Origin of the sequence: Pseudomonas sp. OVF7, assembly GCF_030644265.1 — a bacterium.
GTDB classification, from domain to species: Bacteria; Pseudomonadota; Gammaproteobacteria; order Pseudomonadales; family Pseudomonadaceae; genus Aquipseudomonas; species Aquipseudomonas gorinensis.
The window spans coordinates 3,217,213-3,242,395 of sequence record NZ_CP128996.1; the positions used below are offsets into that span (position 1 = coordinate 3,217,213).

Annotated in this window: 21 protein-coding genes and 2 pseudogenes; 17 read left to right on the plus strand and 6 right to left on the minus strand. The window is 61.2% G+C overall.

All coding sequences use genetic code 11. The features are described from left to right. Positions 1-147: 147 nt before the first annotated feature. From QU606_RS14820 to QU606_RS14845, 6 genes are all read right to left on the minus strand, one after another. Complete coding sequence (locus QU606_RS14820; protein WP_024074623.1) at positions 148-918, minus strand: SDR family oxidoreductase; 771 nt, start codon at positions 916-918, stop codon at positions 148-150. Beyond that, positions 911-1,711, minus strand: coding sequence for an SDR family NAD(P)-dependent oxidoreductase (locus QU606_RS14825; protein ID WP_024074624.1), 801 nt, complete (start codon positions 1,709-1,711; stop codon positions 911-913). Before QU606_RS14825 ends, QU606_RS14820 begins: the two co-directional genes overlap by 8 nt. After that, the gene (locus tag QU606_RS14830) at positions 1,704-2,525 is read right to left on the minus strand and encodes a molybdenum cofactor biosynthesis F family protein (RefSeq protein ID WP_304998515.1); all 822 of its coding nucleotides are present in this window, start codon (positions 2,523-2,525) and stop codon (positions 1,704-1,706) included. The genes QU606_RS14825 and QU606_RS14830 overlap by 8 nt, the downstream gene beginning before the upstream one ends. A gap of 85 nt (positions 2,526-2,610) precedes the next feature. Continuing rightward, positions 2,611-3,270 carry a LuxR C-terminal-related transcriptional regulator gene (locus QU606_RS14835; RefSeq protein WP_102623781.1) on the minus strand — a complete coding sequence of 220 codons (660 nt, stop codon included), beginning with the start codon at positions 3,268-3,270 and terminating at the stop codon, positions 2,611-2,613. Positions 3,271-3,326: 56 nt separating this feature from the next. Further along, the gene (locus QU606_RS14840; RefSeq protein WP_024074627.1) at positions 3,327-3,692 is read right to left on the minus strand and encodes a cupin domain-containing protein; all 366 of its coding nucleotides are present in this window, start codon (positions 3,690-3,692) and stop codon (positions 3,327-3,329) included. Between the two features lie 466 nt (positions 3,693-4,158). Then, positions 4,159-5,457 (minus strand): FAD-binding oxidoreductase, encoded by a 1,299-nt coding sequence (locus tag QU606_RS14845; protein WP_024074628.1) that lies wholly within the window; start codon positions 5,455-5,457, stop codon positions 4,159-4,161. A 966-nt stretch (positions 5,458-6,423) separates the two neighbouring features. Here QU606_RS14845 and QU606_RS14850 point away from each other — a divergent pair. The 17 genes and pseudogenes from QU606_RS14850 (at position 6,424) to QU606_RS14930 (ending at position 25,118) form a co-directional block, all read left to right on the plus strand. Next, entirely contained in the window at positions 6,424-7,416 is a 993-nt protein-coding gene (locus tag QU606_RS14850; protein WP_024074631.1) for a helix-turn-helix domain-containing protein, read from the plus strand. Positions 7,417-7,484: 68 nt separating this feature from the next. Beyond that, a complete protein-coding gene (locus QU606_RS14855) occupies positions 7,485-8,417 on the plus strand; it encodes a transporter (protein ID WP_304998516.1) in 933 nt (310 codons plus the stop codon). Positions 8,418-8,427: 10 nt separating this feature from the next. Beyond that, complete coding sequence (locus tag QU606_RS14860) at positions 8,428-9,660, plus strand: MFS transporter (RefSeq protein WP_150293536.1); 1,233 nt, start codon at positions 8,428-8,430, stop codon at positions 9,658-9,660. Between the two features lie 16 nt (positions 9,661-9,676). Then, the gene (locus QU606_RS14865) at positions 9,677-11,140 is read left to right on the plus strand and encodes an amidase (protein WP_370531097.1); all 1,464 of its coding nucleotides are present in this window, start codon (positions 9,677-9,679) and stop codon (positions 11,138-11,140) included. A 281-nt stretch (positions 11,141-11,421) separates the two neighbouring features. Continuing rightward, entirely contained in the window at positions 11,422-14,319 is a 2,898-nt protein-coding gene (locus tag QU606_RS14870; protein WP_304998518.1) for a PAS domain S-box protein, read from the plus strand. Continuing rightward, a complete protein-coding gene (locus QU606_RS14875; RefSeq protein ID WP_024074636.1) occupies positions 14,319-14,948 on the plus strand; it encodes a response regulator transcription factor in 630 nt (209 codons plus the stop codon). The genes QU606_RS14870 and QU606_RS14875 overlap by 1 nt, the downstream gene beginning before the upstream one ends. 70 nt (positions 14,949-15,018) lie before the next feature. Continuing rightward, complete coding sequence (locus QU606_RS14880; protein WP_370531098.1) at positions 15,019-16,296, plus strand: methyl-accepting chemotaxis protein; 1,278 nt, start codon at positions 15,019-15,021, stop codon at positions 16,294-16,296. Positions 16,297-16,309: 13 nt separating this feature from the next. Then, positions 16,310-16,678 (plus strand): response regulator, encoded by a 369-nt coding sequence (locus tag QU606_RS14885; protein ID WP_024074638.1) that lies wholly within the window; start codon positions 16,310-16,312, stop codon positions 16,676-16,678. Between the two features lie 33 nt (positions 16,679-16,711). Beyond that, complete coding sequence (locus QU606_RS14890; RefSeq protein ID WP_102624675.1) at positions 16,712-17,029, plus strand: lipid asymmetry maintenance protein MlaB; 318 nt, start codon at positions 16,712-16,714, stop codon at positions 17,027-17,029. Positions 17,030-17,033: 4 nt separating this feature from the next. Further along, entirely contained in the window at positions 17,034-19,184 is a 2,151-nt protein-coding gene (locus QU606_RS14895; protein WP_304998519.1) for a chemotaxis protein CheA, read from the plus strand. 23 nt (positions 19,185-19,207) lie between these two features. Then, a pseudogene (locus QU606_RS14900) lies at positions 19,208-20,458 on the plus strand (MCP four helix bundle domain-containing protein); the annotation flags it as partial. Between the two features lie 192 nt (positions 20,459-20,650). After that, positions 20,651-21,625 (plus strand): annotated as a pseudogene (locus tag QU606_RS14905) (methyl-accepting chemotaxis protein); the annotation flags it as partial. A gap of 3 nt (positions 21,626-21,628) precedes the next feature. Next, the gene (locus QU606_RS14910; RefSeq protein WP_093235893.1) at positions 21,629-22,141 is read left to right on the plus strand and encodes a chemotaxis protein CheW; all 513 of its coding nucleotides are present in this window, start codon (positions 21,629-21,631) and stop codon (positions 22,139-22,141) included. A gap of 55 nt (positions 22,142-22,196) precedes the next feature. Beyond that, positions 22,197-22,721 (plus strand): chemotaxis protein CheW, encoded by a 525-nt coding sequence (locus QU606_RS14915; protein ID WP_024074643.1) that lies wholly within the window; start codon positions 22,197-22,199, stop codon positions 22,719-22,721. Between the two features lie 21 nt (positions 22,722-22,742). Next, a complete protein-coding gene (locus tag QU606_RS14920; protein ID WP_024074644.1) occupies positions 22,743-23,546 on the plus strand; it encodes a protein-glutamate O-methyltransferase CheR in 804 nt (267 codons plus the stop codon). Continuing rightward, entirely contained in the window at positions 23,539-24,051 is a 513-nt protein-coding gene (locus QU606_RS14925) for a chemotaxis protein CheD (RefSeq protein ID WP_024074645.1), read from the plus strand. The genes QU606_RS14920 and QU606_RS14925 overlap by 8 nt, the downstream gene beginning before the upstream one ends. Beyond that, the gene (locus QU606_RS14930; protein ID WP_024074646.1) at positions 24,048-25,118 is read left to right on the plus strand and encodes a chemotaxis response regulator protein-glutamate methylesterase; all 1,071 of its coding nucleotides are present in this window, start codon (positions 24,048-24,050) and stop codon (positions 25,116-25,118) included. Before QU606_RS14925 ends, QU606_RS14930 begins: the two co-directional genes overlap by 4 nt. Positions 25,119-25,183 lie beyond the last annotated feature (65 nt).

A 25,183-nucleotide genomic window follows, 5' to 3' on the forward strand; every position in this document is an offset into this window, starting at 1 on the left:
CTTATTTAATGGATCCATTAAATGAGTGCTAGAATGGAGAGTCAATCTTAAATCGCTTTTTATCGGGCGATTATCGATCATTTTTTAAGTTATTGGATCCACTGGTCGGCGTTCATCACTGCCTTGAGTTGTTCGGCAAACGCTGTTTCATTTCACTTCAGGCAACGTAGAGCCCCCATCCACCACCAGGGTTTGCCCGGTGATGTAAGCCGCCAGGTCAGACGCCAGGAACAGCATGGCCCCGGCAATATCCTGAGGGGCGCCGAGCCGCCCCAGGGGGACTCGGCCGGTGATGTCGGCGTTGACCTGCGCGTCGCCAAGGTTGTCCATGGCCGGCGTGGCGATCATCCCCGGCTCGACACCGTTGACGCGCACCTGGTAGGTGGCCAGTTCCAGTGCGGCGTTGCGAATGAAACCATTCACCCCGGCCTTTGAGGCTGCGTAATGGCTGAGCCCTGGGTAGGCGACCCTTGGCCCGGTGACCGATGAAGTGACCAGCACGCAGCCACCCCCTTGGCGCTGAAACATGGGCAGGGCTGCCTGAGTCAACCAGAACAGCGCCGAAAGATTGACTGCCAGTGTGCGTTCCAGCATGGACGGGGTGATCTGCGCGAACGCTGTCAACGGAAAGTAGCCGGCGTTGTGCACCAGGATATCCAGGCGCCCCCAGCGTCGTTCTATCTCCCCAACCAACTCGAACACCGCTGCCGCATCGGCCATATCAACGCCTGTGGCCTCGACCCGGCACGCGTGTGCCGTCAGCTCTGCGGCCAGCGCCTGGGCTTGCGTGACGCGCAGGTCGGCGATCATCACCCGCGCGCCACGCCAGGCGAATGCTTCGACGATGGCGCGGCCGATACCCTGAGCCCCACCGGTCACCAGTACCGTCTTTGCGCTGAAATCCAATGCTTCATGCATGTGTGTGCTCCAGGCGGGCATAGGCCAGCGTCGGTACATCGACAATGCTCGAACCACCATCGGCGACGACGCTCGCACCGGTGATGATCGAGGCGTCGGGGCCGGCCAGGAAGCGGCATACCCTGGCGATTTCTTCTGCGCTGGCCGGGCGACGCAACGGCACATCGGCACATACGCGTGCGTAGGCTTGTTGCAGTGTTTCGCCATGGAAATTCATCAATGGCTGCATTTCTTCGTCAGCCATCGGTGTGGTGACCCAGCCTGGGCACACCGCGTTGACGCGCACCCCACGTGGCCCGTAGTCGCGGGCCAGGGAGCGATTGAGCCCGAGCAGTGCGTGCTTGGCGGTGGTGTAGCCGCACACGTCGGGGCCGGCGGCCAACGAGGCGAGGGAGCCGAGGAGAACGATGTTGCCGGCACTGGCGATCAGCAGCGGCAGGCAGGCCCGGGCGCTGTAGAACGCGCTGTCCAGGTTGCTGCGCAACGCGGCTTCCCAACTCGACGGGCGGGTCTCGGTGGCGCTGCCCAGGCCATGCCCGCCGGCGCAGGCCAGCAGCACATCGAGGCGACCGTAGTGGGCTTGAATCTGCGCGATAAAACCCTCCCAGGTGTCTGGGCAGGCGGCATCGCCCACCAGGATCAGGCCTCCGGTTGTCTGCGCAACCTGCTCCAGGAGCGCGCGCCGACGGCCGATCAACACCAGGTTGGCACCTTCGGCGGCGTACAGGCGGGCGCAGGCGGCACCGATGCCCGTGCCGGCACCGGTGATGACGACGGTACGTGGATCAGGCATCGGGATACTCCGTGCGGTTAAGGACCTGGCAGTAGGAACTGACCGGGAAGTTGGACAGGGCGTCGAAGGACGCACCGGCATACCCGAAGATCTTGCCGTCGCTGCGGTGCTGTTGCAGGTCGATCAACACCAGGCCGAGGGTCGGAATGATCTTTTCGCGCCAGACGAACAGGTACAGTTGATCGGCAATCTTGTAGGCGTGGCAGCGGTCGGTATCGCACAGGCCTTGCTCGACGCCCTTGAGGCACTGCCAGGCATAGAACTGATCGTTCAGATAGACGTGTTCGTACACTTCGCTGGGGCTGTAGCGATACAGGTTGCGCAGGCCCGTCAGTTCCTGGGTGGGCCCGTGGGGGCACAGGCCTGTCTGCCAGGGCTGATCCAGGCTGCCGTGCAGGAACTCCACTTCAACCGAGGTCAGGGCCTTGCCGGCCAGGGCGCGACTGTACAAACCTTCTTCGGTTTGCGCGCGGTCCGGCAGGCGGCCGATCACGGCGGTGAACGACGACGTGGTGGTATCCAGCACCAGGCTGATCGACCAGGCCTGAGTGGCTTCGTGCTTGATGAAATCGACCAGATACAGGCCGGGGCGCACGGACGTGGCGCGGTACACGGCCGAGCCGCTGGAATGACCGTCGGCGGCGTTCCAGTGCAGGGCCTCGGTGTCAAAACGATGTTCGATCTGCCAGCCGTTGGCGAAGTTCAGCGTGAAGGTCCTGCCGCTGAGGTCGGCAAGGTTGGGCAGGATAAATGCGTCGGGGGCAAAACCGTCGGCGAGGGCGCCTACGGTGATCCAGTTGGATAGTGTGGCCATTGCATGACTCCGGTTGATGGAATAGACAACCCGGATCATGGGGTGGCGCGCGAGGCTCGCCTATCAACCGAAGGGTTGAGGCGGCTTAGAGAAACAGCGCGGCGACCAGTTCGGTACGGCTGCTGACGCCCGTCTTGCGGAACAGGTGGATCAGGTGGGTCTTGATGGTGGGCAGGCCGACATCCAGCTCCAGGGCCAGTTGCTTGTTGCTCGCGCCCTGACGCAACAACCAGGCAATCTGGCGCTCCTTGGGCGTGAGCCCGGCCAGTGCGTCGTCGCAGGGTTGCATATTGGCCACCGCCATTTGCAACAAGGCCTGCAAGGCGTTGAGCTGAGTCAGTTGGTCGGTGGTGAACACCCCTTGCTCCGCCGTGCGCAGCAAGGAGATAGCCGCCTGAGGCTGGTCGGCGCGATGGGCGACGATCTCCACCACATCGACCACGCCGTAGCGTTGCAGGAAGTCTTGATAGCGGCGGCTGTCACGTAGCGGCTGGCGGGCCATGGCGAAAACCAGCGGTACCACCGCCAGCCCGCTGGACAGGCAATTGCGCGGTTGCAACGGGTCGAATTGGCGGTAGTTGTCGAGGTAGTCGCGATGCATCTCACCGCTCATGCCTTGCAGCCTGAAATCATGCGCTTGCAGCTGGCGGTCGACGCAATAGAACGCTGCCTGGCTGGCGGGCACCAGTTGAGTGAACGCCTTCAGGCAATGGCCGGCGACTTCCTGAGCGGGGATGGCGTGCATGGTCGGTCACCTGGTTGGAAGAAACGCTGCCGGCCGAAGCCGGCAGAGGGGGGCGATCAGGCTACCGCGAAATAGTGCTTCACAAAACTCTCGCTCACCACCTCCCACAGCACCGGCGTGCCCTTGGTCACGAACCAGCTGTCGCCGGCCTTGTAGCGGGTGCTCTGGCCGGTGCTTTCGTCGGTCAAGACCACTTCGCCGGTGACCACCGTGGCTTGCTCGGCGAACGGGTAGGTCATCCGGAACTTGCCTTGGGTGGTGCCGAAATAGGCGCTGCTGACGGGGTCGGTGGGGGCACCGAAGGTCATTTTGCCAAAGGCCTTGACCTCACCTTCGAGGATCTCGGAGCCCAGGTCGGCAACCGTGCCCCAGGCATCCAGGTCCGACAGTTGGACATCTTTCTTGAGGGTGGTAACGGGCATGGCGGTTCTCCTGTGAATGAAAAAGGGGGCTTAACGGCTAATGCCAGTCAAGAGATAGAACGGGCAAACAGTCACCTGTGGAAAGCGGCTTGTTGTGGCGAGCGGGCTTGCCCCGCGTTGGGGCGCGTAGCGGCCCTAAAACCAGTCTCCCGGTTCCACCAGGAGAAATGCGGCGGCCTTATTGGGGCTGCTTCGCAGCCCAACGCGGGGTAAGCCCTAATGCCGTTCAGTTAAGCGTACATCGCCTTCTGTAGGAGCGAGCTTGCTCGCGAAAAACGTCAACGATAACGCGTGTTTCCTGAATGAACGCGGCGTCTGTGAGTTCTTCGCGAGCAAGCTCGCTCCTACAAAAAAACCTTAACTGAACGGCATTAGGGCAAGCCCGCTCGCCACAACAATCCCGTTCGCCACAGTAAGTCCGCTTGCCACAGTTACAGTGTTCCTCCTTGACTGACGGGCATCAGGCTCAACGGCGACCGTTGAAATAGCCTGATAGTTGATGAAGGCTTTTGCCGGCTGTCAGCAGCAGCGGGCGTATGTGGTCCTTGCCCAGAATCTGCGCATGCTTGACCGAGCTGATCAGGTCGTAGCGCGAAGAGCCTTCGCTCATGCCTTCGGCCAATACCTTGCAGATGATGTGGCTCGGGGTGACCCCGAAGCCCGCGTAGCCCTGCACATAAAAGGCATTGGGGCGCCCGCTGAGCGTGCCGATCTGCGGGAACAAGTTGGCCCCGGTCGCCATCGGCCCGCCCCACGCCAGGTCGATTTTCACGTCCTTGAGGTACGGGAAAATCTTCAGCATCAGGTTGCGGTTCCAGGCTTTGAGGTCCAGCGGAATGTGCTCGACAAAAGGCGTGGCGGCACCAAACAGCAGGCGGTTTTCGTTGGTGACCCGGTAGTAGTCGATCACCGGTCGAATGTCGCTGTAGGCGCCGCGTATCGGGCTGATTCGGCGGATCATCTCGTCCGACAGCGGTTCGGTCATCAACTGGAAGGCGTAGGTGTTTAGGGTGGTCTTGTGCAGCTCGGGTTCCAGTTTGTTGAGGAAGCTGTCGCAGGCCCACAACAATTTGGAGGCTTTCACCGAGCCCCGGCCTGTGCGCACGGTGATGCGCTCGCCATAGCTGACTTCCAGGGCCGGGCTGTGTTCATAGATACGCACGCCGTGTCCGACCAGCGCCTTGGCTTCGCCCAGCAACAGATTCAGTGAGTGAACATGCCCGCCGCCCATGTGCAACAGCGCGCTGCTGTAAGCGTCGGAACCGATGATCTGCTTGACCTCGGACCCCGCCATAAAGCGGATTTCGTCCTGGGTATTGATCGACTTGAAGTCCTTCTCCCAGGCGCGCAGGGTTTTTTCCTGGCGGGCGTTGAAGCCCATGTAGCCATAGCCGTGGCAGAAGTCTGCGTCGATCGAGTACTTGGCGATGCGATCCTTGATGATGCCAGCACCCAGCTCACTGATTTCAAAGATCTCGCGCAGCCCTTGCTCGCCCACCTGCTGCTTGATTTTCTCCAGGTCGTGACCGATCCCCGCCATGATCTGGCCACCGTTGCGGCCCGTGCCACCGAAGCCCAGGTAGCGGGCTTCCAGCACCACGATATTGGTGATGCCTTTTTCGGCGAGTTCGAGTGCGGTATTGATCCCCGAAAAACCACCGCCAATCACCACGACATCCGCTTCCACGTCCTGCTCGAGTGTGGGGAAGCTGAGGTTGTATTTCTTGGTCGCCGAATAATAGGTAGGCGTTTCAATATTGATCATGGCGCAGCCTGGAATAGTGAAAGAAAACTCGCTGCAGAGCCGACGGGAGGCTCTGTTCCGCTCAGGTGCTATTAAGTCCCTTCCGAGCGGCAGATGTCTTGACGCTGTGTGCCGCCAGTCTTGACCGTGGCTGCCACCATCAACCATGAATCCGGCCTGGCAGTAAAGCTGCACACAGCAATCGATTGTCGATCGCTGACTGATTGCGTCCACCCCTGTCCAAGTCGCGCAAACGTATCCACGATGCGAAGCGAGCCGCTCTCGCTCTCGCTCTCGCTCTCGCTCTCGCTCTCGCTCTCGCTCTCGCTCTCGCTCTCGCTCTCGCTCTCGCTCTCGCTCTCGCTCTCGCTCTCGCTCTCGCTCTCGCTCTCGCTCTCGCTCTCGCTCTCGCTCTCGCTCTCGCTCTTGATCTTGATCTCAAGCGCCCCGTTAAACCACGCTGGCCGCAATCCGATATTGATTTGGGGGGTAAACCGGCAGGGATGCCGGTTTAGCCGCCCCGCGCCATGGATGGCGCGTGGCGGCGGCCCCCCAAATCAATGTCGGATTGCGGGCACACCGAGCCTGAGCGAGGTGCCGAGTGGTGGGGCAAGCGTTTTTGGTTACTTTTGGCGCTCTTCCAAAAGTGACCCGCTGTAAGAGCGGAACCCTAAGTAGCCGTTACCGCAGCAACGGATATGTACTCATTCCACTCCAACATCCTGGTCGGCCCCGAGGCCGCCATCGGGGGCAAGTCGAATCGTCGCACCGCCCCTCCCACATTTAAGCCGCGGAGCATCAGTTAGATAGTCATAGGCTCCCAAGCCACCACAGGCTCAGGGCCACACCAAAGCCGTGTAGATCCCCACCCCTGGCAACCCCCCCCACTATCCATTTTCGGCACAAATGCGCAAACCCCCCACAGGGCGGAATGGAACTTGCGTAATAACCGACCCGTAAGCCTTGCAACTGAAAAAGGTTGGGTCAATGAACAACAACAATATGCTGGTGCCCACCGCCTCTGCGCTGGTTCGATCGACATTACCCTTCCAGCGTTGGCAGACGAACGACATCGATGAGCACGCTCGTAATATGGACGGTTGGCACGTTCGCTATGACCAACTATCACCGGGCCCCTTTACAGGGGAGCTGATCGAATTCCGCTCGGGCTGGATGCAACTGGCACGCGACCGCTCTAATCAGGCCATGATCAAAAGGGGAACGGCCTGGAAAGGCGCGATCACGTTCAGCTTGCCCCTGAGTGCCAGCGGCGCGCTGTATTGTTCGGGGCATCCGATCCATGAGCCTAGCCTGCTGGTCGCCCATGGCGAAAATCTTCCCGAACTGCTCACGCCACAACACTTGGATTTGCTCAGTGTGGCGATTGAAGAACAGGCGTTGGAGCATGTCCTGGAGCGTCAGGGCAGCCAGTTTCGAATTACCGATCTTCCCAAGTGTTACCGCCTGGGCAACTCATCGGTGCAACGTGAACTCATGGCGCTATTCGATGAACTGGCGGGCTGCGATCAGGGGCGTGATGCGGTGCTGGGGCATGACTCGATCCGTCGCGGCATACGCGATGCGGTGATGCTGCACTTGTTGGAGTTGGTGGCGCCGGATCAAGCGCCGCCGCTCAATCCCACGGCTCGCAAAAGGATGGTCGACCGCGCCCGCGAATACGCGTTGAGTCACCTCGACGAGCCGCTGTCGATCCTCGACCTGTGCAATCACATCGGCGCCAGCCGACGCAAGCTCCAGTACTGTTTTCAGGAAACCCTGGGGATCAACCCGGTGGCTTATCTGCGTGCGCTGCGCCTCAATGCGGTGCGACGTGAACTGCGAATGAGCACCCAAGCCCATGGCGTACAGGAAGTGGCGGCGCGCTGGGGGTTCTGGCACCTGAGCCGGTTCTCCAGCGATTACCGCACGATGTTCGGCGAAAGCCCTTCACAGACCCTGCGTCGCACTCAACTCTGCTGAAAACGGATAACCGGCTCACGTCACGCGTTACTAGGATGGCCCACACCACTTGATGGGAGGGGCATTCGATGATTAACAAGAATAATGCAAGCACCGTGCGTGTGACGCTGTTTACGCTGGGACTGGTCGGTTGCTGCGCCAGTGTGCACGGAACCGAGAGTGGTTCGCCGACCACGGCCGTTGGTGTCTACGATTTCGGCGCGGGGATGATGCCGCCCGCCACGCCTTTTGGGACAGTGGGGGTGCGAACAGCGTTTTACTCGACCAATGTGCAGAAAGATCGCCACGGACGTTCAGTTGACAACCATCTTTCTCTGGATGTCTTGTCCATCGCGGCCGCGTATATGCGCATGACGGATCACACCGTGCTGGGCGCTAACTATGGGTTCGGCATGGTGGTGCCATTTTTCAAGATGGACGCTTCCCTCCAGGTACCGACACCGGCCGGCCCGCTGAACCTGGAAGCCGATCCGTTTCGATTGGCTGACGTGCAATTTCTACCGGTGATCCTGCAATGGAATCTGTCGCCGAATCTGTTTATCAACACCCAGTTGCAGATCCAGGCGCCCACCGGTGACTACGACAAGAATCGTCTGGTCTCCCCAGGGCTCAATCACTGGACGTTCTCGCCGATCGTCAACGCTACTTACATCACCGACAGTGGCTTTGAGGTTTCTTCCAGCTTTGAAGTCGACGTCAACACCCGTAACCCTGCCACCGATTACAAAAGCGGTGTGGAGTATCGGCACGAGTTTGCCGTCGGTCAGCATGTGGGGCCGTGGATCCTGGGCCTGGGGGGTTACTACTACCGCCAGTTCACCGACGACGATGCGCCCGGGCTGCAATCGGGCAACCGCGCGCGGGTGCTGGCCGTCGGCCCGGCAGTGAGCTACTTCAAGCCCGGCCTGCCAGCCGTGTGGCTGCATGCCTACAAGGAAACCGACGCCGTCAACCGTGCCCAGGGTTACACCGTGGCGCTGCGTATTTCTCAAAGCTTCTAAGGGGCTGGCCATGAACTCATCACATTCCGATTTCCCCGCACCACGGCAAGCCACCGGGCGCCGTGAAGGGCTGGTGCTGATGCTGGGCAGTAGCCTGACCATCATGGGCGCGGCCATGGTGGCGCCGATCCTGCCCAAGCTCGGTGCCGAGTTCGGCCCGCTGGAACCGCGTGCCGACTTGTTGGTGCCGTTGGCGGTCACCGGGCCGGCACTGGCGATTGTGCTGTGCGCGCCCCTGGCCGGCTGGTTGGCCGACCGGGTCGGGCGCAAGGCGTTGCTGGTGATCGCCACCCTGTTATATGCCGTGCTCGGAGCCATCCCGGCCCTGCTGGATAACTTGCCCTCCATCGTCGGTGTACGCCTGCTGTTCGGCGCGGCGGAGGCGGTGGTGATGACCTGTTGCGCCACGCTGATTGCCGACTATTGGCACGGCGAGGAGCGGCTGCGCTACATCAATCGGCAAGTGGTCACCATCGGTCTGGTCGGCTCGCTGTTCTATGTGGTGGGCGGCGCATTGGGCGAACACTCCTGGCGCCTGCCATTCCTGTTGTACCTGCTGCCACTGTTGTTGGTGCCGATGATGATCAAGGTGCTGTGGGAACCCGCGGTCGCCCGCCGACCCGTCGAGGTGGCTGAACAGGGCAGGGTGGCCGTGCTGCCCCTGGTGCTCGGTTATCTGCTGATCCTCAGCGGGATGGTCCTGAGCTTTATCGTGCCGATCCAGGCGCCGGTTTTACTCGTCAGCCTCGGCGTTACCTCAAGCACGATGATCGGGCTGTCGGCGGGGGGCAGCCTGCTGGCGACCCTGGGCGGTTCGTTAGCCTGGCCGCTGTTGCGCCGGAGCATCGGTATCCCCGGCTGCAATGCGCTGTTGCTGAGCCTGTTGGGCTTGGGATTGTGGCTGCTGGTGCGAGCGCCGAGCTACACCATGGTGTTGCTGGCAGTGCTGATCCACGGCCTGGGCGCCGGGCTCCTGGTGCCTAACGCGATGGCGCCGGTGATGAATGCCCTGAGTGCGAAAACCCGTGGGCGCGGTTTGGGCGGGTTCACGGCTTTTCTGTATTTCGGTCAATTTGTCAGCCCGCTGGTGGTGGCCTTGCTCAGCGTTTACTCGGGTGACGTACGTCGTTCAATCCTGTGGCTGGCCTGCGCCAGCTTCGCCTCGGCCCTGGCATGGGCCCTGGCAGGCCTGCAAGCGCGGCGCAAAGCGCTCACCCAGGCATTCAGATCAAGTCATTCATAATCAATAGGAGATGAACATGGACATCCACAACCTGCTGGACAGCGAGGACGCCACCGGTTTGGCCGAGTGGGTCAGGCGTGGTGAGGTGCAGCCCGGCGAGCTGCTGGAAGCGGTGATTGAGCGTATCGAACGGATCGAACCGCAGCTGAATGCGGTGGCCGAGCGGCTCTACGATTCGGCGCGGCAGGCGGCACGCGCGTCGCGACCCGCTCACGGTGTGTTTGCCGGGGTGCCGACCCTGGTCAAGGACCTGTTTTCGCCGGTCAAGGGGGCCGCGATGACCAATGGCTCGCAGGCGTTGGGAGGCGCTCGCGCAGACGTTGAAGCCGAAATAGTCACCCGTTTGCGCGGCACCGGTTGTTTGATTCTCGGCACCAGCACCTCTCCCGAATTCGGCACGTCCTACTCCACCGAGTCCACTCGCTTTGGCGCGACGCGCAACCCCTGGAACCTCGAGCATAGCGCGGGCGGTTCCAGCGGCGGCGCGGCGGCCCTGGTTGCTGCCCGTGTCGTCCCCTTTGCCCATGGCAACGATGGTGGCGGCTCCTTGCGCGTCCCTGCGTCATGTTGCGGTGTCTTTGGTTTTAAACCGAGCCGTGGCCTGCTGCCGTCGGGGCCGATGATTGGCGAGGGCTGGGCCGGCATGGGCACCCCCCATGGGATTACCCTGTCGGTCCGTGACAGCGCCGCGTTGCTGGATGCCACGGCCGGGATCGACCTGGGCGCCCCTTACGCGGCCCCCCTGTCGGCACAGCCCTATGTCTGCGCAGTGCAACGTGACCCTCGACCGCTGCGGATTGCGTTGGTCGAGCAACTGGGACCCTGGCCGACCTCCGATGAGTCTGTGGACGCCGTGCGCCAGGCTGCCAGTGTGTGCCAAGCCTTGGGCCATCGTGTTGAACCGGCCACATTGCCGGTGGTGCTGCCGGAGTTTCTCGATAAGGTCTTCACCATCATTGGTGCAGGTACCCGGCATTACGTCGAGGTGTTGGGCCAGATGCGCGGATGCGCGGTACGGCCTGAGGAACTGGAGGCGCGCACCCGGATCATTCTGCGCACCAAGGGCGACGTCAGCGGCGCGCAGTACGCCGGGGCGGTGGAGTGGATACATGCCTTGGGCCGCCAATTGGCGATGTTCATGCAGGACTACGACGTGATACTCACGCCAACGTTAGCGCGTGAACCGGTACGGATAGGTGAGCTGGACCTGCAAGACGATCGCTTGAGCCTGGAGGCGTTGGTTGAGCGTTTCCACAGTTATTCGCCGTTCACGGCGGTGTTCAACGCCAGCGGGCAACCGGCGATGTCGGTGCCGCTGTACTGGAGCGCCGCGGGCTTGCCGATGGGCGCGCACTTCGCCGGTCGTTTTGGCGAGGAAAGTACCCTGTTCGCACTCGCCGCGCAGTTGGAGCGCGCCCAACCCTGGCGCGGGCGAATCCCGCCGTTCAATGCCTGCCGGCGGCCCGCTTCAGCGCTGTAATCAGGGGCGAAACAGGGTGGCTGCCAATGGTTATCAACGCGTACCACGGGTAGCCCCCTGTCGTTATTTTTGATCTTGAGCTACCCTTCAGATAAGGATTACAAAGTATTTCGGAAAAGCTCCAGGCGTCATCACACAAATGCTCCAGCCTGCGGTAGGCCGACTGGTCGGTGTAGGCCAGGCAAGTCGGTGGCGTGATAGTCCATCCAGTCATTGCTGAGTGTTTTACCGCAGGAAGCACAGGGAAGAATCATTCGCGAAGGACAGGCAAAGGAGCTGCAGTGGCTGACGATGAAATGCTGCAAACCCTCGAGAGCGTGCTCGCCTGCCTGTCAGGTGCAGTGGTCGCGCTGGATCGAGCTGCTCGGGTGGTCGCAGGCAATCCCGCGTTCTCACATCTGCAAATCCAGAACGGCGTTCGCCCCGCCACGGGCTGTGAATTTATCTCCCTCCTGCGGTCCGAAGACCATGGGTTGTTTTACGCTGCCCTGGAAAAGGCGGCGGGGAAAACGCGCGCTGTTTTCGCGGCGTTGAGCCGGGTGTCGTGCGGGTTGGACATCTCGCTCACGGTATGGCGCGACGATTATTTTATTGTCGAGGTCATTGCCCGCCAGGCGCCATCGCCCCCGCAATCGAGTACCGAAAGTTTCTCGGACATTCCGCTCAGGTCCATTTTCGATTCCTCGGGTACCGGCCTGGCGCTGGTGGCGCTGGACGGTCGTTGGCTACGGGCCAATGGCGTCATCTGCACGCTGCTGGGCTATAGCGAGGCGCAACTGCAAGCCACCACGTTCATGGCGCTGACCCACCCCGAGGACCGCGATGTCGGCAAGCAGTTGATCGACGAACTCAAGCGCGGTGCAAGGCCAGGCGCTACGTTGCATAAACGCTATATCCATCGCGACGGGCGCGTGGTGTGGGTCAGGTTGACCGTGGGCCTGGTACGGGATGATCAAGGCCAGCCGGTCTGCTTCGTGTCCCAACTGGAGGACATCACCGAGAATTGGCAGCTTCGCGAAACCTTGATGGGCAGCGAACTCAAATTTCTCACCCTCGCGGAAAACTCACCCAACATCATTGTTCGCTACGACCGCAATCTGTTACGCACTTACGTCAACCCGACCTTTCTGCTCTTGACCGGCCGGTCTTATGACGAGTCGATAGGCGTCAGCCCTGGCGAGGGCGCAGGTCACTATCTCAACCAGCTGCGTCATGTGGTTGCGACGGGGGAAACGGCGCAATTCCTCGACAGCTGGACCTTCGAGGGCAGTACCGAGTATGTCAGTTGTGCGGTCAGCCTGATGGCCGAGCGCAGTCATAGCGGTGAGGTGATCGGCGTGCTGGCGCTGGCCCACGACATTACCGAGCTGCGCAAGCAACAGGTCCTGGAAGACGCGCGCCTGGGGATTTTCGAAAAAATGGCGACCGGCGGGGCTCTGGAGGAGACGCTGGCGTTGCTGGTGGGCTATTTGCAAATGGCCTTGCCCCATCGGTCCTGCGGGGTACGGCTGGCAGAGCCGCTCGGCATCGGGCTGGCGACGTACAAGGCCCCTGCTGGACTGGCGGCATCCAGTCCCGCTGCTGGCTGGTCCGAACCGATCGTCGACAAACAAGGGCGCGTCCTGGGCATTTTCGAGTTGTCCCTGTCTCCCGGCGACGAGCCGGATGAGAGCGATATCCTGCGCGTACGCCAGACGTGTCACATCGCGGCGATCGCCATCGAACGCTGGCAGTCGGAGTCGTTACTCCGGGAGCGCGAGCGTCGTTACCGGGACATTTTCGACCACACCCTGGACATGCTGTGCCTGCTGGAAATGACCTCGGTCGGTGACCTGCGTTGCGTCGAGGTCAACCCTGCGTTGTTGCGCGCGCTGGGCAAAGCGCATGGCGAGGTGATCGATGAGAGCCTGGCGTCGATCTTTGGTCGGTTGAGCGCGCAAAAAATCCAGGCGCTTTGTGAGCAATGCACGGTGGTCGGACGCGTGATCGAGTCGGATGAGGGCATGGTGCTGCGTGACGAAGTTCGTCAACTGCACTTGACCCTGGTGCCGGTAGCGGACTCGGCCCGGGTGGCTCCGCGGATCCTGGTGATCAGTCGCGACATTACCCTGTTGGCCAGGGCTCGGCAGAAAGAACTCGAACGCCAGCACGACATCAACGCCCTGGTTGAAAACAGCCCGGACGCTATCGTGCGCGTGAGTGCGCATGGCCAAGTGCTGTACGTCAATGCGCAGCTGAAAAAATGGGTGGGCGGGGCGTGGCCGGAACTGATCGGAATGCCCATGGATGCGGTGGCCCCCCTGAACAACCAGGCTCAGCTGTTTCGCGAATTGGTGGCTCAGGTGATCCAGCAGAATAAAGCGACGGAGCAGGAGTTTCTCCTCTCGGGGTTGAAGGCCGCGCCCAAAGTCGTGCTGATCCACTTTGTGCCGGAGGTCGACGGCCAGCGGGTAGTCAGCGTGCTGGCGGTGGGGCGCGACATTTCCAAGCTGCGTGCTGCCGAGCGGCGGCTGGCCAATTCGAATGCACAGTTGCGTGATCTGTCGACCCGCCGCGAAACGGCGCGCGAAGAGGAGCGCAAACTGATCGCCAGGGAAATCCATGACGAACTGGGCCAGCACCTGACCGCACTGCGCATGGGCATATCGCTGTTGAGGTTTCAGTTCGGTGCCAGCACGCCCGAACTTACCCCGCAGGTCGAGCGGCTGATGGTACTGACCGATAAGACCATCCAGGTCGTACGGGATGTCTCCACCAGCCTGCGACCGTCTGCGCTGAACCTGGGGCTGGTCTCCGGCCTGGAATGGCTGACAACCGAATTTGTCACCCTGACCCGGGTTCCTTGCACGTTGCACCTGCCTTCGATTCCCCTGACGCTCCCCGATACCCACATCACCGCAGCGTTTCGCATCGTGCAGGAATCGTTGACCAATATCGCTCGCTACGCCGAAGCGACACAGGTCAGCGTCACCCTGAGCCCGCAGGAAACCCACTGGCTGCTGGAGGTCCAGGATAACGGCAAGGGGTTTGACCCGGATGCCGTTGGCCGCAAGACCTTAGGGTTGGCCGGGATGCGTGAGCGTGGCCTGATGCTGGGCGGCAAAGTGATTATTTTCAGCCATCCCGGACACGGCACTACGGTGCAAGCGTTCATTCCGATGCACAAGGATACGTACTGATGATTCGCATGCTGATTGCCGATGACCACACCATCATGCGCGAAGGGCTCAAGCAGTTGTTCATGCTGGTCGCCGACGTCCAGGTGGTGGCCGAAGCCGAGAGTGGTACCCAAGTGATCGAGCTGTTGCGCCAGGTCGAGATCGACCTGCTGCTGCTCGACATGAACATGCCGGGTATCAGTGGCGAGATCCTGATTGCCCGGCTGCATACCCAGTACCCGGATCTGCCGATCCTGGTGTTGAGCATGCATAACGAGATTCACATCGCGCAACGCGCACTGCGCGCCGGTGCGCTCGGCTACCTCACCAAGGACCGCGACCCCGAGACGCTGTTGGCTGCCATGCGTCGCGTGGCCAGTGGTCAACGCTACCTGGACCCCAACCTGGCCGAGCAGATTGCCCTGCAGAGCAGTGGCTTGAAGCAACACACCTACGTGGAAAGCCTGTCCGATCGCGAGTTCCAGATCCTGCGCTTGCTGGCGCATGGCATGAGCGTCAACCAGATTGCCGAGCAGTTGGTCATCAGCAACAAGACCGTCAGCACCCACAAGACGCGGCTCATGGAAAAGATGGGTTTCAGCTCCACCGCAGACATTGTGCGCTTCGCCATGACCTTGGGTATTTCGTGATCAACCCCCGCGGGTAGGGATTTTCCTACCCGGACTCCCGGTATCCCTACCCCAGAATAGGGATGGTCCGATGGCAGCAGTGCCATTATTGGGCCAGCATCTGTCTCAGGCAATCGAACAGCCGATCAACCGGCGACGAGATGCTTTGAATGGGAGACAGACCGTGAGCGAACAGACCACCCCGCCTTCGACCGCTTTGACGCTGTTTCCCGTGGCTTTGGCCGGTCTGCTCGGTGGCCTGGCAGTTGCCTACAGCAATGGCTTCAGTGCGTGGTCAGTGGGCGTGGCGAGTCTGTTGTTGGCGCTGTGCATCGGCCTGGGCTTTTGGGCGAACCGGGGCTACCAGGTCCAGTGGGCCCGCCTGCGCCAGCAGCTCGATCAGCCGGCAGTGGCCTCGGCGGCGTTGGCCGTCGATAACGGCCTGGCAGACGTGTGCCTGAGCGTGCTTCCGATCTGGTCGCGGCAGATAGAAGCGGCTCGAGCCATCAGCGAAACCTCCATCCTCAAGCTCAGCGAACGTTTCGGCACGCTGTCCTCGAACATCAGCCACAGCGTGGCCAGCAATGGCGGGCAAGACGCCTCCCAACAATTGGTCGACTTGCTGGAAGTCGGCCAGCAGGACCTCAACTCCATCGTGGTGGCCCTGCGCACCGCGCTGTCGAATAAAGAGAGCGAACTCAAGGAAGTCATGCAGCTCTCGGGTTTCACCGAGCAACTTCAGCAGATGGCCAAGTTCGTCGGTGACATCGCCAGTCAAACCAACCTGCTGGCCCTCAATGCGGCCATCGAAGCGGCGCGAGCCGGTGAGGCCGGGCGAGGTTTTGCGGTAGTCGCCGATGAGGTGCGCAAGTTGTCGAGCATGTCCGGCGAAACCGGGCGCAAGATCAGTGAAACCGTGATCACCGTCAACGCTGCTATTGCCCGTACGGTGCAGATGTCCCGCCACCACGCCGAGCAAGACACCGTGACCCTCGCCGATTCGGAGCGCGTGGTCTCTCAGGTCATCGAACATTTTCGCGCTACCGCCCAGACCCTCGTACGCAACAGCCATGACTTGCAGCAGCAGAGTACCGGCGTCGCCGACGAGATTGCCGAGGTGCTGGTCGCCTTGCAGTTCCAGGATCGCGTCAGCCAGATGTTGACCCTGATTACCGGCGACCTGGGCAAGCTGCAGCAGCAACTGGACGAGCGCCAAGCGTCGAGCCTGAGTGGGCATGCGCTCCCTCCGATGCGCAGTGACCGTTGGCTGCAAGAGCTTTCAACGGCTTACACGATGCCGGAGCAGCACGCCATTCATGACGGTCAGCCGCACGCCAAGGCCGAGGCCAACGAAATCACCTTTTTCTAGAGGAGTTTTTCCGATGAGCAAAACCATTCTGATCGTCGACGACTCGGCCTCCATCCGGCAGGTGGTGAGCATCACGCTCAAAGGCGCCGGTTATGACGTCATCGAAGGCTGTGATGGCAAAGACGCACTGAGCAAGCTGGACGGCCGCAAAATCCACCTGATTGTCAGTGATGTGAACATGCCCAACATGGACGGCTTGAGTTTCGTCAAGGCCGCCAAGCTGCTGCCGGCCTACAAGTTCACGCCGGTCATCATGCTGACCACCGAGGCCGGTGATGCGATGAAGCAGCAAGGCCAGGCTTCCGGTGCCAAGGCGTGGATGGTCAAGCCCTTTCAGCCCGCACAAATGCTTACCGCCGTCTCCAAGTTGATCCTGCCATAGCGATGACCAGCAACTGCTGGCCAGGAGGTCTCCATGAAAAGCCCCACCCCGATGCTCCGTCGTATCCAGGTCATGGAAGGCCCCCTGACGATCTACACGGCGACTGAACAAAAAGACGTGTTGTTGTCGTTGTTTCCCCTGGCCCATGAGGTCGAGTTGGACTTGTCCAATGTCGACGAACTGGACAGCGCCGGCTTGCAACTGTTGATCCTCATCAAGCGCGAGTCGCTCAAAGAGGGCACGCAGTTGTTGCTGAGCAACCCCAGCCCGACGGTGACCGAAGCGATACGGCTCAGCGGCCTTGACGACTACTTCACCAATGCCTCTTTCCCCTTGTCGGTCGGAGCATGATCGTATGGCCCAGCCCATGAACATGGATGACGTGCTGCAGACTTTCATTGCCGAGAGTCGCGAACTGCTGTTGCAGATGGAAGATGCGCTGCTACAGATCGAGAAGTCGCCGCAGGACCTGGACACCATCAACGGCCTGTTCCGCGTCGCCCACACCATCAAAGGCTCGGCCGGCTTGTTTGGCTTGATGCCCATCGTTGAGTTCACCCATGTCGCCGAAAGCGTCCTGGATCGGGTACGCAGCCTGGAAGTGCGGGTCGACGAGGCGTTGAGTGCGTTGTTCCTCGACGCCCGTGACCATATCGGCCAATTGATCGACCTGCTGGCCGAGGATGGCAACCTCGATCGATTGGACGAACCGTTGCAGGTCCAGGGCCAACGCCTGGGTGAGCGGCTTGCCCTGTACCTGGACGGCTCGGTCGCGACCGCTTCGCCCACCCCTAAAGGGGAGCCGTCGTCGACGGATGAGCAAGGGGCAAGTCCTGGCCACTGGCATTTGTCCCTGCGCTTTGGCCCGGATGTCCTGCGCAATGGCATGGACCCCTTGGCGTTCCTGCGCTACCTGAGCACGTTGGGGCGCTTGCTGCATACCGTCAGCCTGTTCGACGCGTTGCCGCCCCTGGCGTCCATGGACCCGGAAACCAACTACCTGGGGTTTGAACTCGCGCTGGCCAGCGACGCTTCCCGTGAGGTTATCGACGGCGCCTTTGATTTTGTGCGCGACGACGCGATCGTGCAGATCCTCGCACCCCACGCCACTGTCCAAGCCTGCCGCGCGCACATCGATGCATTGCCGGAAGACAACGCTGCGTTGCTCGAGCTGCTGGTGCGTTGCGGCACATTGACTGAGCCCCAGGCCGTGCTCGTCGCTCAGGAGGGCGAGCACTCAGCGGCCGAGACGCGCGACGAGCCTGATGCAACACAGGACTCGAACGCGCCGGTGATCAAGGCCGGCAAGAGTGCAGCGAGTCATGAAAGCAACCTGATTCGGGTCGATGCCGGCAAGCTGGATCAACTGATCAACCTGGTCGGTGAGCTGATCATCGCCGGCGCCGGAGCCAACCTGGTGGCGGTGCGTAGCGGGATTGGCGAGATGATCGAGGCCACCAGCCTGTTGTCGCGGTTGGTGGAGGAGGTCCGTGACTCGGCATTGACATTACGCATGGTGCAGATCGGCGCGACGTTCACGCGTTTCCAGCGTGTGGTGCGGGACGTATCCAAAGAGCTGGGCAAGGACATCGTGCTGCACATCGGCGGTGGCGAGACCGAGCTGGACAAGACGGTTGTCGAGCGTATCGGCGACCCGCTGACGCACCTGGTGCGCAATGCCATGGACCATGGCATCGAACCCGCGTCCACGCGCCTGCAACGTGGCAAGCCGGCCCAGGGCACGGTGCGCCTGAACGCCTATCACGAATCCGGCAGCATCGTGATCGAGGTGTCGGACGACGGCGGTGGCCTGGCCAAGGACAAAATCCTCGCCAAGGCCCGCGAGCGTGGCCTGGTGGGCGAAGGCCAGCAACCCGCGGACAAAGACATTCTGAATCTGATTTTCGAGCCGGGTTTTTCCACCGCCGACCAGGTCAGCAACCTGTCCGGGCGCGGCGTGGGCATGGACGTGGTGAAGCGCAATATCACGGCTTTGCGCGGCAGCGTGAGCCTCGAGAGCGAAGAAGGGCAGGGCACCACGGTGCGCATTCGCCTGCCGCTGACGCTGGCAATCATCGACGGTTTCCTGATCGGGGTGGGCAAGGCTTCCTATGTCATCCCGCTGAACATGGTCGAGGAGTGCATCGAGCTGGCGCCGGAGCAATCGGCAGGCACCGGCTACCTGGACCTCAGGGGCGATGTGCTGCCGATCTTGCGCCTGCGGGACATGTTTGATGTGCAAGAACCTGGAGGTAACCGAGAAAACGTGGTCGTCGTGCAATACGCAGGCCTGCGTGCCGGCCTGGTGGTCGATCGCTTGCAAGGGGAGTTTCAGACCGTGATCAAACCATTGGGCAAAGTGTTTGGTGAGGCCCATGGACTGGGCGGGTTCACGATCCTTGGCAGTGGAGCCGTCGCCCTGATTCTGGATATACCCAATCTGTTAGGACTCGTTGCCAAGGACGCCACCCACCGTTCGATCCCAAGTCCTTTATCGACTCAATGAAGCGTCATCAGGAGTTCCTCGCCATGACCGTTATCAGAAACATCATGTTGTTGGTTTTCACGGCCGTACTGGGTGTTGTCGTGTTGGGCGGCACCAGCTTTTACCTGACCGATAAAATCAATACGAGCGCCAGTTATGCCAATGCCAATACGGTCCCCAGCTTGCTGGACATCGACCGTGCCGCCGCGGCCTTCACCGACCTTCATGCCTTGCAATGGCAGCATTTGAACGATCCCGAGAAAAATGTCGTGCCGAGTTACGCCGAGAGCGTGGCCCAGCGTTTCAGTGTCATTGCCAAAGCCCTGGATCACTATCAGGCCGAGTTGATCTCCGACGACCATGACACCGCACTGTTGAAGCAACTGCGTGGTCGCCTGGAGGAGTTCGCCAGCTTGCAGGCGCGTTTCGACACGTTCGTCGCCAGCGGCGATCAAGCCTCGGCCCGTGCCTTGATCGAGGCGAGCCAGCCCTTGCAAAACGCGGCGCTGACGGCGATCAGTGATCTGCGCGAATACAACCTGGAACTGGGGCGCAAGGGCCAACTGCTCGCGACCGCCACCGAGAAGAATGCACGCTACATCATCCTGTTGGTGAGTGGCCTGACGCTGTTGGCAACCCTGCTGATCGGTGGGTTGCTGGGGCGTAGCCTGATGCGCCAGCTCGGTGCCGAGCCGTCGGTGGTTCGAGCCTTCGCTGCACGTTTGTCCGCCGGCGAGCTGACGGCAAAGGCAACGCTGCGCCAGGGTGACACCACCAGCCTGATGGCGAGCATGCAGCAGTTGGGCGCGAGCCTGCATGAATTGATCGAGCAGATGGACCGTATGTCCAGTGAGCACGACAAGGGTGACATTGACGTGCAGATCGATGCTGGCCGCTTTCATGGCAGTTATCGCTCCATGGCCCAGGGCATCAACGATATGGTCAACGGCCACATCGCGGTCAAGAAAAAAGCCATGGCCTGTATCCGTTCGTTCGGCGAAGGCGATCTGTCGGCACCCCTCGAGCGCTTCCCAGGCAAAAAAGCCTTTATCAACGAAAACATCGAGCTGTTGCGCACCACTATCCTGGCGCTGATCAATGAAATGCAACACATGTCCAGCGAGCACGAAAAAGGTGACATCGACGTCATGATCGATGTGGATCGCTTCTCGGGTTCGTACCGTGATATCGGCCAGGGTATCAATGACATGGTCAGCGGCCATATCAGCGTGAAGAAAAAGGCCATGGCCTGTATCCGTTCGTTCGGCGAAGGCGATCTGTCGGCGCCGCTTGAGCGGTTCCCAGGCAAAAAAGCCTTTATCAACGAGAACATCGAGCAACTGCGGGCTAACGTCCAGGCACTGATCGAAGACACCCGCCAGATCAGTGACAGCGCGCTGATCGGCAAGCTGGACACCCGCCCTGACGTGACACGGCATCAGGGTGACTTCCGCCGCATCATCCTCGGCATCAATGGTTCGCTGGATGCGATCATCGTGCCGATTACCGAAGCCATGGAGGTGTTGTCGGCGATTTCCGGCGGCGACCTGACCCGTAGCATCAACGGCGACTATCAAGGCAAGTTCCTGGAGCTCAAGCACTCCGTCAACGGCACCGTGGAAAAACTCTCGGAAATCATCGCCGAAGTGCGCGGCTCGGCGGACTCGCTGTCCAGTGCCTCGGAAGAGATCTCCGCGACGGCCCAGAGCATGGCTCAATCGGCGTCCGAACAGGCCGCATCGGTGGAACAGACCTCGGCATCGATGGAGCAAATGTCGGCGTCCATTGCCCAGAACACCGAGAATGCCAAGGTGACCGATGGCATGGCGGGCAAGGCCAACAAGGAAGCGTCCGAAGGCGGTCGAGCCGTCAAGGATACCGTGGCAGCGATGAAGACCATCGCCGAGAAAATCGGCATCGTCGATTCCATTGCCTACCAGACCAATCTGTTGGCGCTCAACGCCGCCATCGAAGCCGCGCGTGCTGGGGAGCATGGCAAGGGGTTCGCAGTGGTGGCGGCAGAAGTGCGCAAACTGGCCGAGCGCAGCCAGATTGCCGCGCAGGAAATCGGTGAAGTGGCCAAGAACAGCGTGGCCTTGGCTGAACGCGCGGGCAACCTGCTGGACGAGATCGTGCCGTCGATCGCCAAGACGTCGGACCTGGTGCAGGAAATTGCAGCCGCCTCCGAAGAGCAATCCATCGGCTCCGAGCAAATCAACAGCGCGATGTCGCAGATGAGCCAACTGACCCAGCAAAACGCGTCGGCTTCCGAGGAACTGGCTGCGACGGCCGAGGAGATGAGCGGCCAGGCCGAGCAGTTGCAGGAACTGATGGGCTTTTTCACCGTACAGACCAAGCGCGCCGGGCGGACGGTCTCGATGCCCGCCACCAGCCGTGCGACGTTCACCCATGATCAGGACAGCCATTCAGAGAGCGGTGGTTTCGTCCGCTTCGGGAGTTGACCCATGAGTGCCTCAGCCGTTATGTCGGGCACTTTCGAGCCACCACTGCAAGCCGAGGAACCCTTGCAGTACCTGACCTTCCTGGCGGCCCAGGAGATGTATGCGGTCAACACCCTGAGTGTTCGCGAAATCATCGAATACAACCAGGTGACCAGCGTGCCGATGATGCCGGCGTTCCTGCGCGGGGTCATCAACCTTCGCGGTTCGGTGGTGCCGGTGGTGGACCTCAAGGCCCGGTTTGGCCAGGGGACGACGGTCTTGGGCAGCCGCACGTGCATTGTCATCCTGGAGGCGGCGAAGGAGGGCGAGTCCCAGGTCCTGGGGGTGGTGGTGGACTCGGTCAGCGAAGTGATCGAGATACTCGATGCGGATATCAAGCCCGCCCCCGCCTTCGGTAATCACATTCGCACCGACTTCATCCGGGGGATGACCAAGGTGCGAGGCGACTTTGTCACGCTGCTGCAAATTGAGCATGTTTTGTGTGTCGATGAGATGGCCGGCTTGATGAAAGTGTGACGCGAACGGCCGCGCCCCCAGGCGCAGGCGGACAGTAACTGATCCGAGGTGAATCATGGCGCTATCCATCGAAAACCCAGGCAATGCCACGGCCTCGAGCCCAGGCCAGTACCTCACCTTTGAGCTGGGGGAGGAGATGTTCGCCGTGGGCACGCTCAACGTACGAGAGATCATCGAGTATGGGCCGATCACCAGTGTGCCCTTGTTGCCCCCCAGCATTCGCGGGGTGATCAACCTGCGAGGCGCCGCGGTGCCGATACTGGATCTGGGGGTGCGCTTTCGCGGCGAACGCACCGTACAGACCTCAAGGACCTGCTTTGTGATCCTCGAGGTGCAGGCCAATGCCGTGCGCAAGCCGGTGGGCATCATTGTGGATGCGGTCAGCGAAGTGCTCGAGATCGCCGGGCAGGACATCGAACCCTCGCTGAACTTCGGTACCGACGTCAGGGCTGATTTCCTGTTGGGCATCGGCAAGCTGGAGAGCGGTTTCGTGCTGTTGCTGGATGTCGGTCGGGTGCTGTCCCTGGAGCAGGTCGATGCACTGGCGAACCTTGAGTCTTCGCTGCCTGCGACCGTCTGATTCTTTCTTGGAAACGTCCTTATGAACGTGATTCTGTCCGACGCCGAGTTTCAGCAATTTCGCAATCTCATTCATCAGATCGCGGGCATCAGCCTGTCCGATGCGAAGAAACAGTTAGTGAGCGCTCGGCTGGCCAAGCGCCTGCAAGTGTTCAAGCTCACGAACTACGGCGCTTACTACAAGGTGCTGATGCAGGACAGTGCGGAACTGCAGGTGGCGATCGACATGCTGACCACCAACGAAACCTATTTCTTCCGCGAGCCCAAGCATTTTGATTTCCTGCGTGATGTGGCGCTGCCCGAACTGCGCGGCAGCGGGCCGTTGCGCGTATGGAGTGGCGCGTGCTCGACCGGGGAGGAGCCCTATACCCTGGCGATGGTCCTGGCGGACAACCTCGCCGGTCGGCCCTGGGAAATTGTCGCGTCGGACATCAGCAGCCGGGTATTGGACAAGGCCCGCCTAGGGCGCTACCCCCTGGACGGGACACGCGGGATTCCCGAAGCACTGCTGCATAAATATTGCCTCAAGGGTGTCGGTACCAACCACGGGTGTTTCATGGTCGAACCGGCGCTGGCGTCGCGGATCGACTTCCAGGCGATCAATTTGAATAACCCGTTGCCGAAACTGGGGATGTTTGACGTCATCTTCCTGCGCAACGTGATGATCTATTTTGACAACGACACCAAAGTGCAGGTCGTCAAGCGGCTGGTCAGCCACCTCAAGCCGGGTGGGTATTTCATTGTCAGTCACTCGGAGAGCCTCAATGGCATCACCGATGAGCTGCGGCTGGTCAAGCCTTCCATCTACCGGAGGCCACATGCCTGATTCCCGCGAGGTGTTCCTGAATCCCGGCGAGTGGTTTTTCGGCGCTGGCTCGATTCGGCTACGGACCGTGCTGGGGTCGTGTGTGGCCCTGGTGTTCTGGCATCCCCGGCACTTGCTGGGCGGCATGTGCCACTACCTGCTGCCGCAGCGCGCGGTGGCCAAGCCTGGTGTGCTGGACGGGCGCTACGGCAATGAAGCACTCGAATTGTTGCTCGCACGGATACACGCGAGCAAGGTCCGGCCTGCCGAGTTCAGGATCAATGTCTACGGCGGTGGGGACATGTTTCCCGGGCTTGCGCGTGCGGATAACCACTACGTGGGGCAACGCAATGTCGAGCAAGCCAGGCGCCTGCTCGACCTGCACCAGTTGCCTTGCCACAACTTCCACGTGGAAGGCGTGGGGTATCGCACCGTGGTGCTCGATCTTGCCACTGGCAACATTGAACTCAACTACCTGGCCCTGCAACGACCCCCCGGCAGACCCCATGGAGAGCGTACGACATGAGCCTTATCAAAGTGCTGATCATTGACGACTCCGCCGTGGTTCGCCAGGTACTGACGGCGACCCTGGGACAAGACCCCGCTATTGAAGTGATTGGCGCAGCCGCGGACCCGGTGTTCGCCATGGAAAAAATGAACAAGCAATGGCCGGATGTCATTGTGCTGGACGTCGAGATGCCACGGATGGACGGCATTACGTTCCTCAAGAAATTGATGGCCGAACACCCCACGCCGGTGGTCATCTGCTCCACATTGACCGAGAAGGGCGCGGCCACCACCATGCAGGCACTGGCTGCCGGCGCGGTGAGTATCGTGACCAAGCCACAACTCAATTTGCGCCAGTTTCTGACCGACAGCGCCGATGAACTGGCCGGTGCCGTCAAAGCCGCAGCCCGGGCCAACATGAAGCGGATGGTGCCGTCCGGGGAGCGGGTCCCCGTCAGGTTGAATGCCGACGCCATACTGCCTGGGAGCACTCAGGCGATGGCGCGCACCACCGAAAACATCGTTGCCATCGGAACGTCCACGGGAGGGACGCAAGCGTTGGAGCTGGTGTTGACCGCCTTGCCCAGGGTCTGCCCAGGCATTGTGATCGTGCAGCACATGCCTGAACACTTCACGGCGGCGTTTGCCGAGCGACTCAACCGGCTGTGCGAGATCGAGGTCAGAGAAGCCAGGCATGGCGACCGGGTCATGCCCGGCTGTGCGCTGATTGCACCCGGTGGCCGGCACATGTTGCTCAAGCGCAGTGGTGCCCAATACCAGGTAGAAATTGTCGACGGGCCTCCCGTCAGTCGGCATCGCCCTTCGGTGGATGTGCTGTTTCGCTCGGTTGCCCGCAGTGCGGGAGGCAACGCCCTGGGCATCATCATGACGGGCATGGGGGACGATGGCGCCCGCGGCTTGAAGGAAATGCACGACAACGGTGCCCGCACCCTCGGCCAGGATGAACAGTCCTGTGTGGTGTACGGCATGCCCAAGGAGGCCTTCAAGCTGGGGGCCGTGGAGCGTGAGCTGCCCCTTGAGCATATTGCGGCGGCGATTTTGCAGTCGACGCATCAGCGTCGCTGAGGCTTCGGTCCGTGTGTGAGGGGCGGCAGGACACCCTGCGCCCCAGGCTCAAAGACTCGCGTTTC

Excerpts from the sequence above, each read along its gene's own strand:
- QU606_RS14845 (WP_024074628.1), bottom strand. The coding sequence starts at position 5,457 with ATGATCAATATTGAAACGCCTACCTATTATTCGGCGACCAAGAAATAC.
- QU606_RS14930 (WP_024074646.1), top strand. The coding sequence starts at position 24,048 with ATGAGCCTTATCAAAGTGCTGATCATTGACGACTCCGCCGTGGTTCGC.
- QU606_RS14825 (WP_024074624.1), bottom strand. The coding sequence starts at position 1,711 with ATGCCTGATCCACGTACCGTCGTCATCACCGGTGCCGGCACGGGCATC.
- QU606_RS14925 (WP_024074645.1), top strand. The coding sequence starts at position 23,539 with ATGCCTGATTCCCGCGAGGTGTTCCTGAATCCCGGCGAGTGGTTTTTC.
- QU606_RS14860 (WP_150293536.1), top strand. The coding sequence starts at position 8,428 with ATGAACTCATCACATTCCGATTTCCCCGCACCACGGCAAGCCACCGGG.
- QU606_RS14840 (WP_024074627.1), bottom strand. The coding sequence starts at position 3,692 with ATGCCCGTTACCACCCTCAAGAAAGATGTCCAACTGTCGGACCTGGAT.
- QU606_RS14820 (WP_024074623.1), bottom strand. The coding sequence starts at position 918 with ATGCATGAAGCATTGGATTTCAGCGCAAAGACGGTACTGGTGACCGGT.
- QU606_RS14910 (WP_093235893.1), top strand. The coding sequence starts at position 21,629 with ATGAGTGCCTCAGCCGTTATGTCGGGCACTTTCGAGCCACCACTGCAA.
- QU606_RS14855 (WP_304998516.1), top strand. The coding sequence starts at position 7,485 with ATGATTAACAAGAATAATGCAAGCACCGTGCGTGTGACGCTGTTTACG.
- QU606_RS14890 (WP_102624675.1), top strand. The coding sequence starts at position 16,712 with ATGAAAAGCCCCACCCCGATGCTCCGTCGTATCCAGGTCATGGAAGGC.
- QU606_RS14920 (WP_024074644.1), top strand. The coding sequence starts at position 22,743 with ATGAACGTGATTCTGTCCGACGCCGAGTTTCAGCAATTTCGCAATCTC.
- QU606_RS14875 (WP_024074636.1), top strand. The coding sequence starts at position 14,319 with ATGATTCGCATGCTGATTGCCGATGACCACACCATCATGCGCGAAGGG.
- QU606_RS14885 (WP_024074638.1), top strand. The coding sequence starts at position 16,310 with ATGAGCAAAACCATTCTGATCGTCGACGACTCGGCCTCCATCCGGCAG.
- QU606_RS14915 (WP_024074643.1), top strand. The coding sequence starts at position 22,197 with ATGGCGCTATCCATCGAAAACCCAGGCAATGCCACGGCCTCGAGCCCA.
- QU606_RS14865 (WP_370531097.1), top strand. The coding sequence starts at position 9,677 with ATGGACATCCACAACCTGCTGGACAGCGAGGACGCCACCGGTTTGGCC.
- QU606_RS14835 (WP_102623781.1), bottom strand. The coding sequence starts at position 3,270 with ATGCACGCCATCCCCGCTCAGGAAGTCGCCGGCCATTGCCTGAAGGCG.
- QU606_RS14830 (WP_304998515.1), bottom strand. The coding sequence starts at position 2,525 with ATGGCCACACTATCCAACTGGATCACCGTAGGCGCCCTCGCCGACGGT.
- QU606_RS14895 (WP_304998519.1), top strand. The coding sequence starts at position 17,034 with ATGGCCCAGCCCATGAACATGGATGACGTGCTGCAGACTTTCATTGCC.
- QU606_RS14850 (WP_024074631.1), top strand. The coding sequence starts at position 6,424 with ATGAACAACAACAATATGCTGGTGCCCACCGCCTCTGCGCTGGTTCGA.
- QU606_RS14880 (WP_370531098.1), top strand. The coding sequence starts at position 15,019 with ATGGCAGCAGTGCCATTATTGGGCCAGCATCTGTCTCAGGCAATCGAA.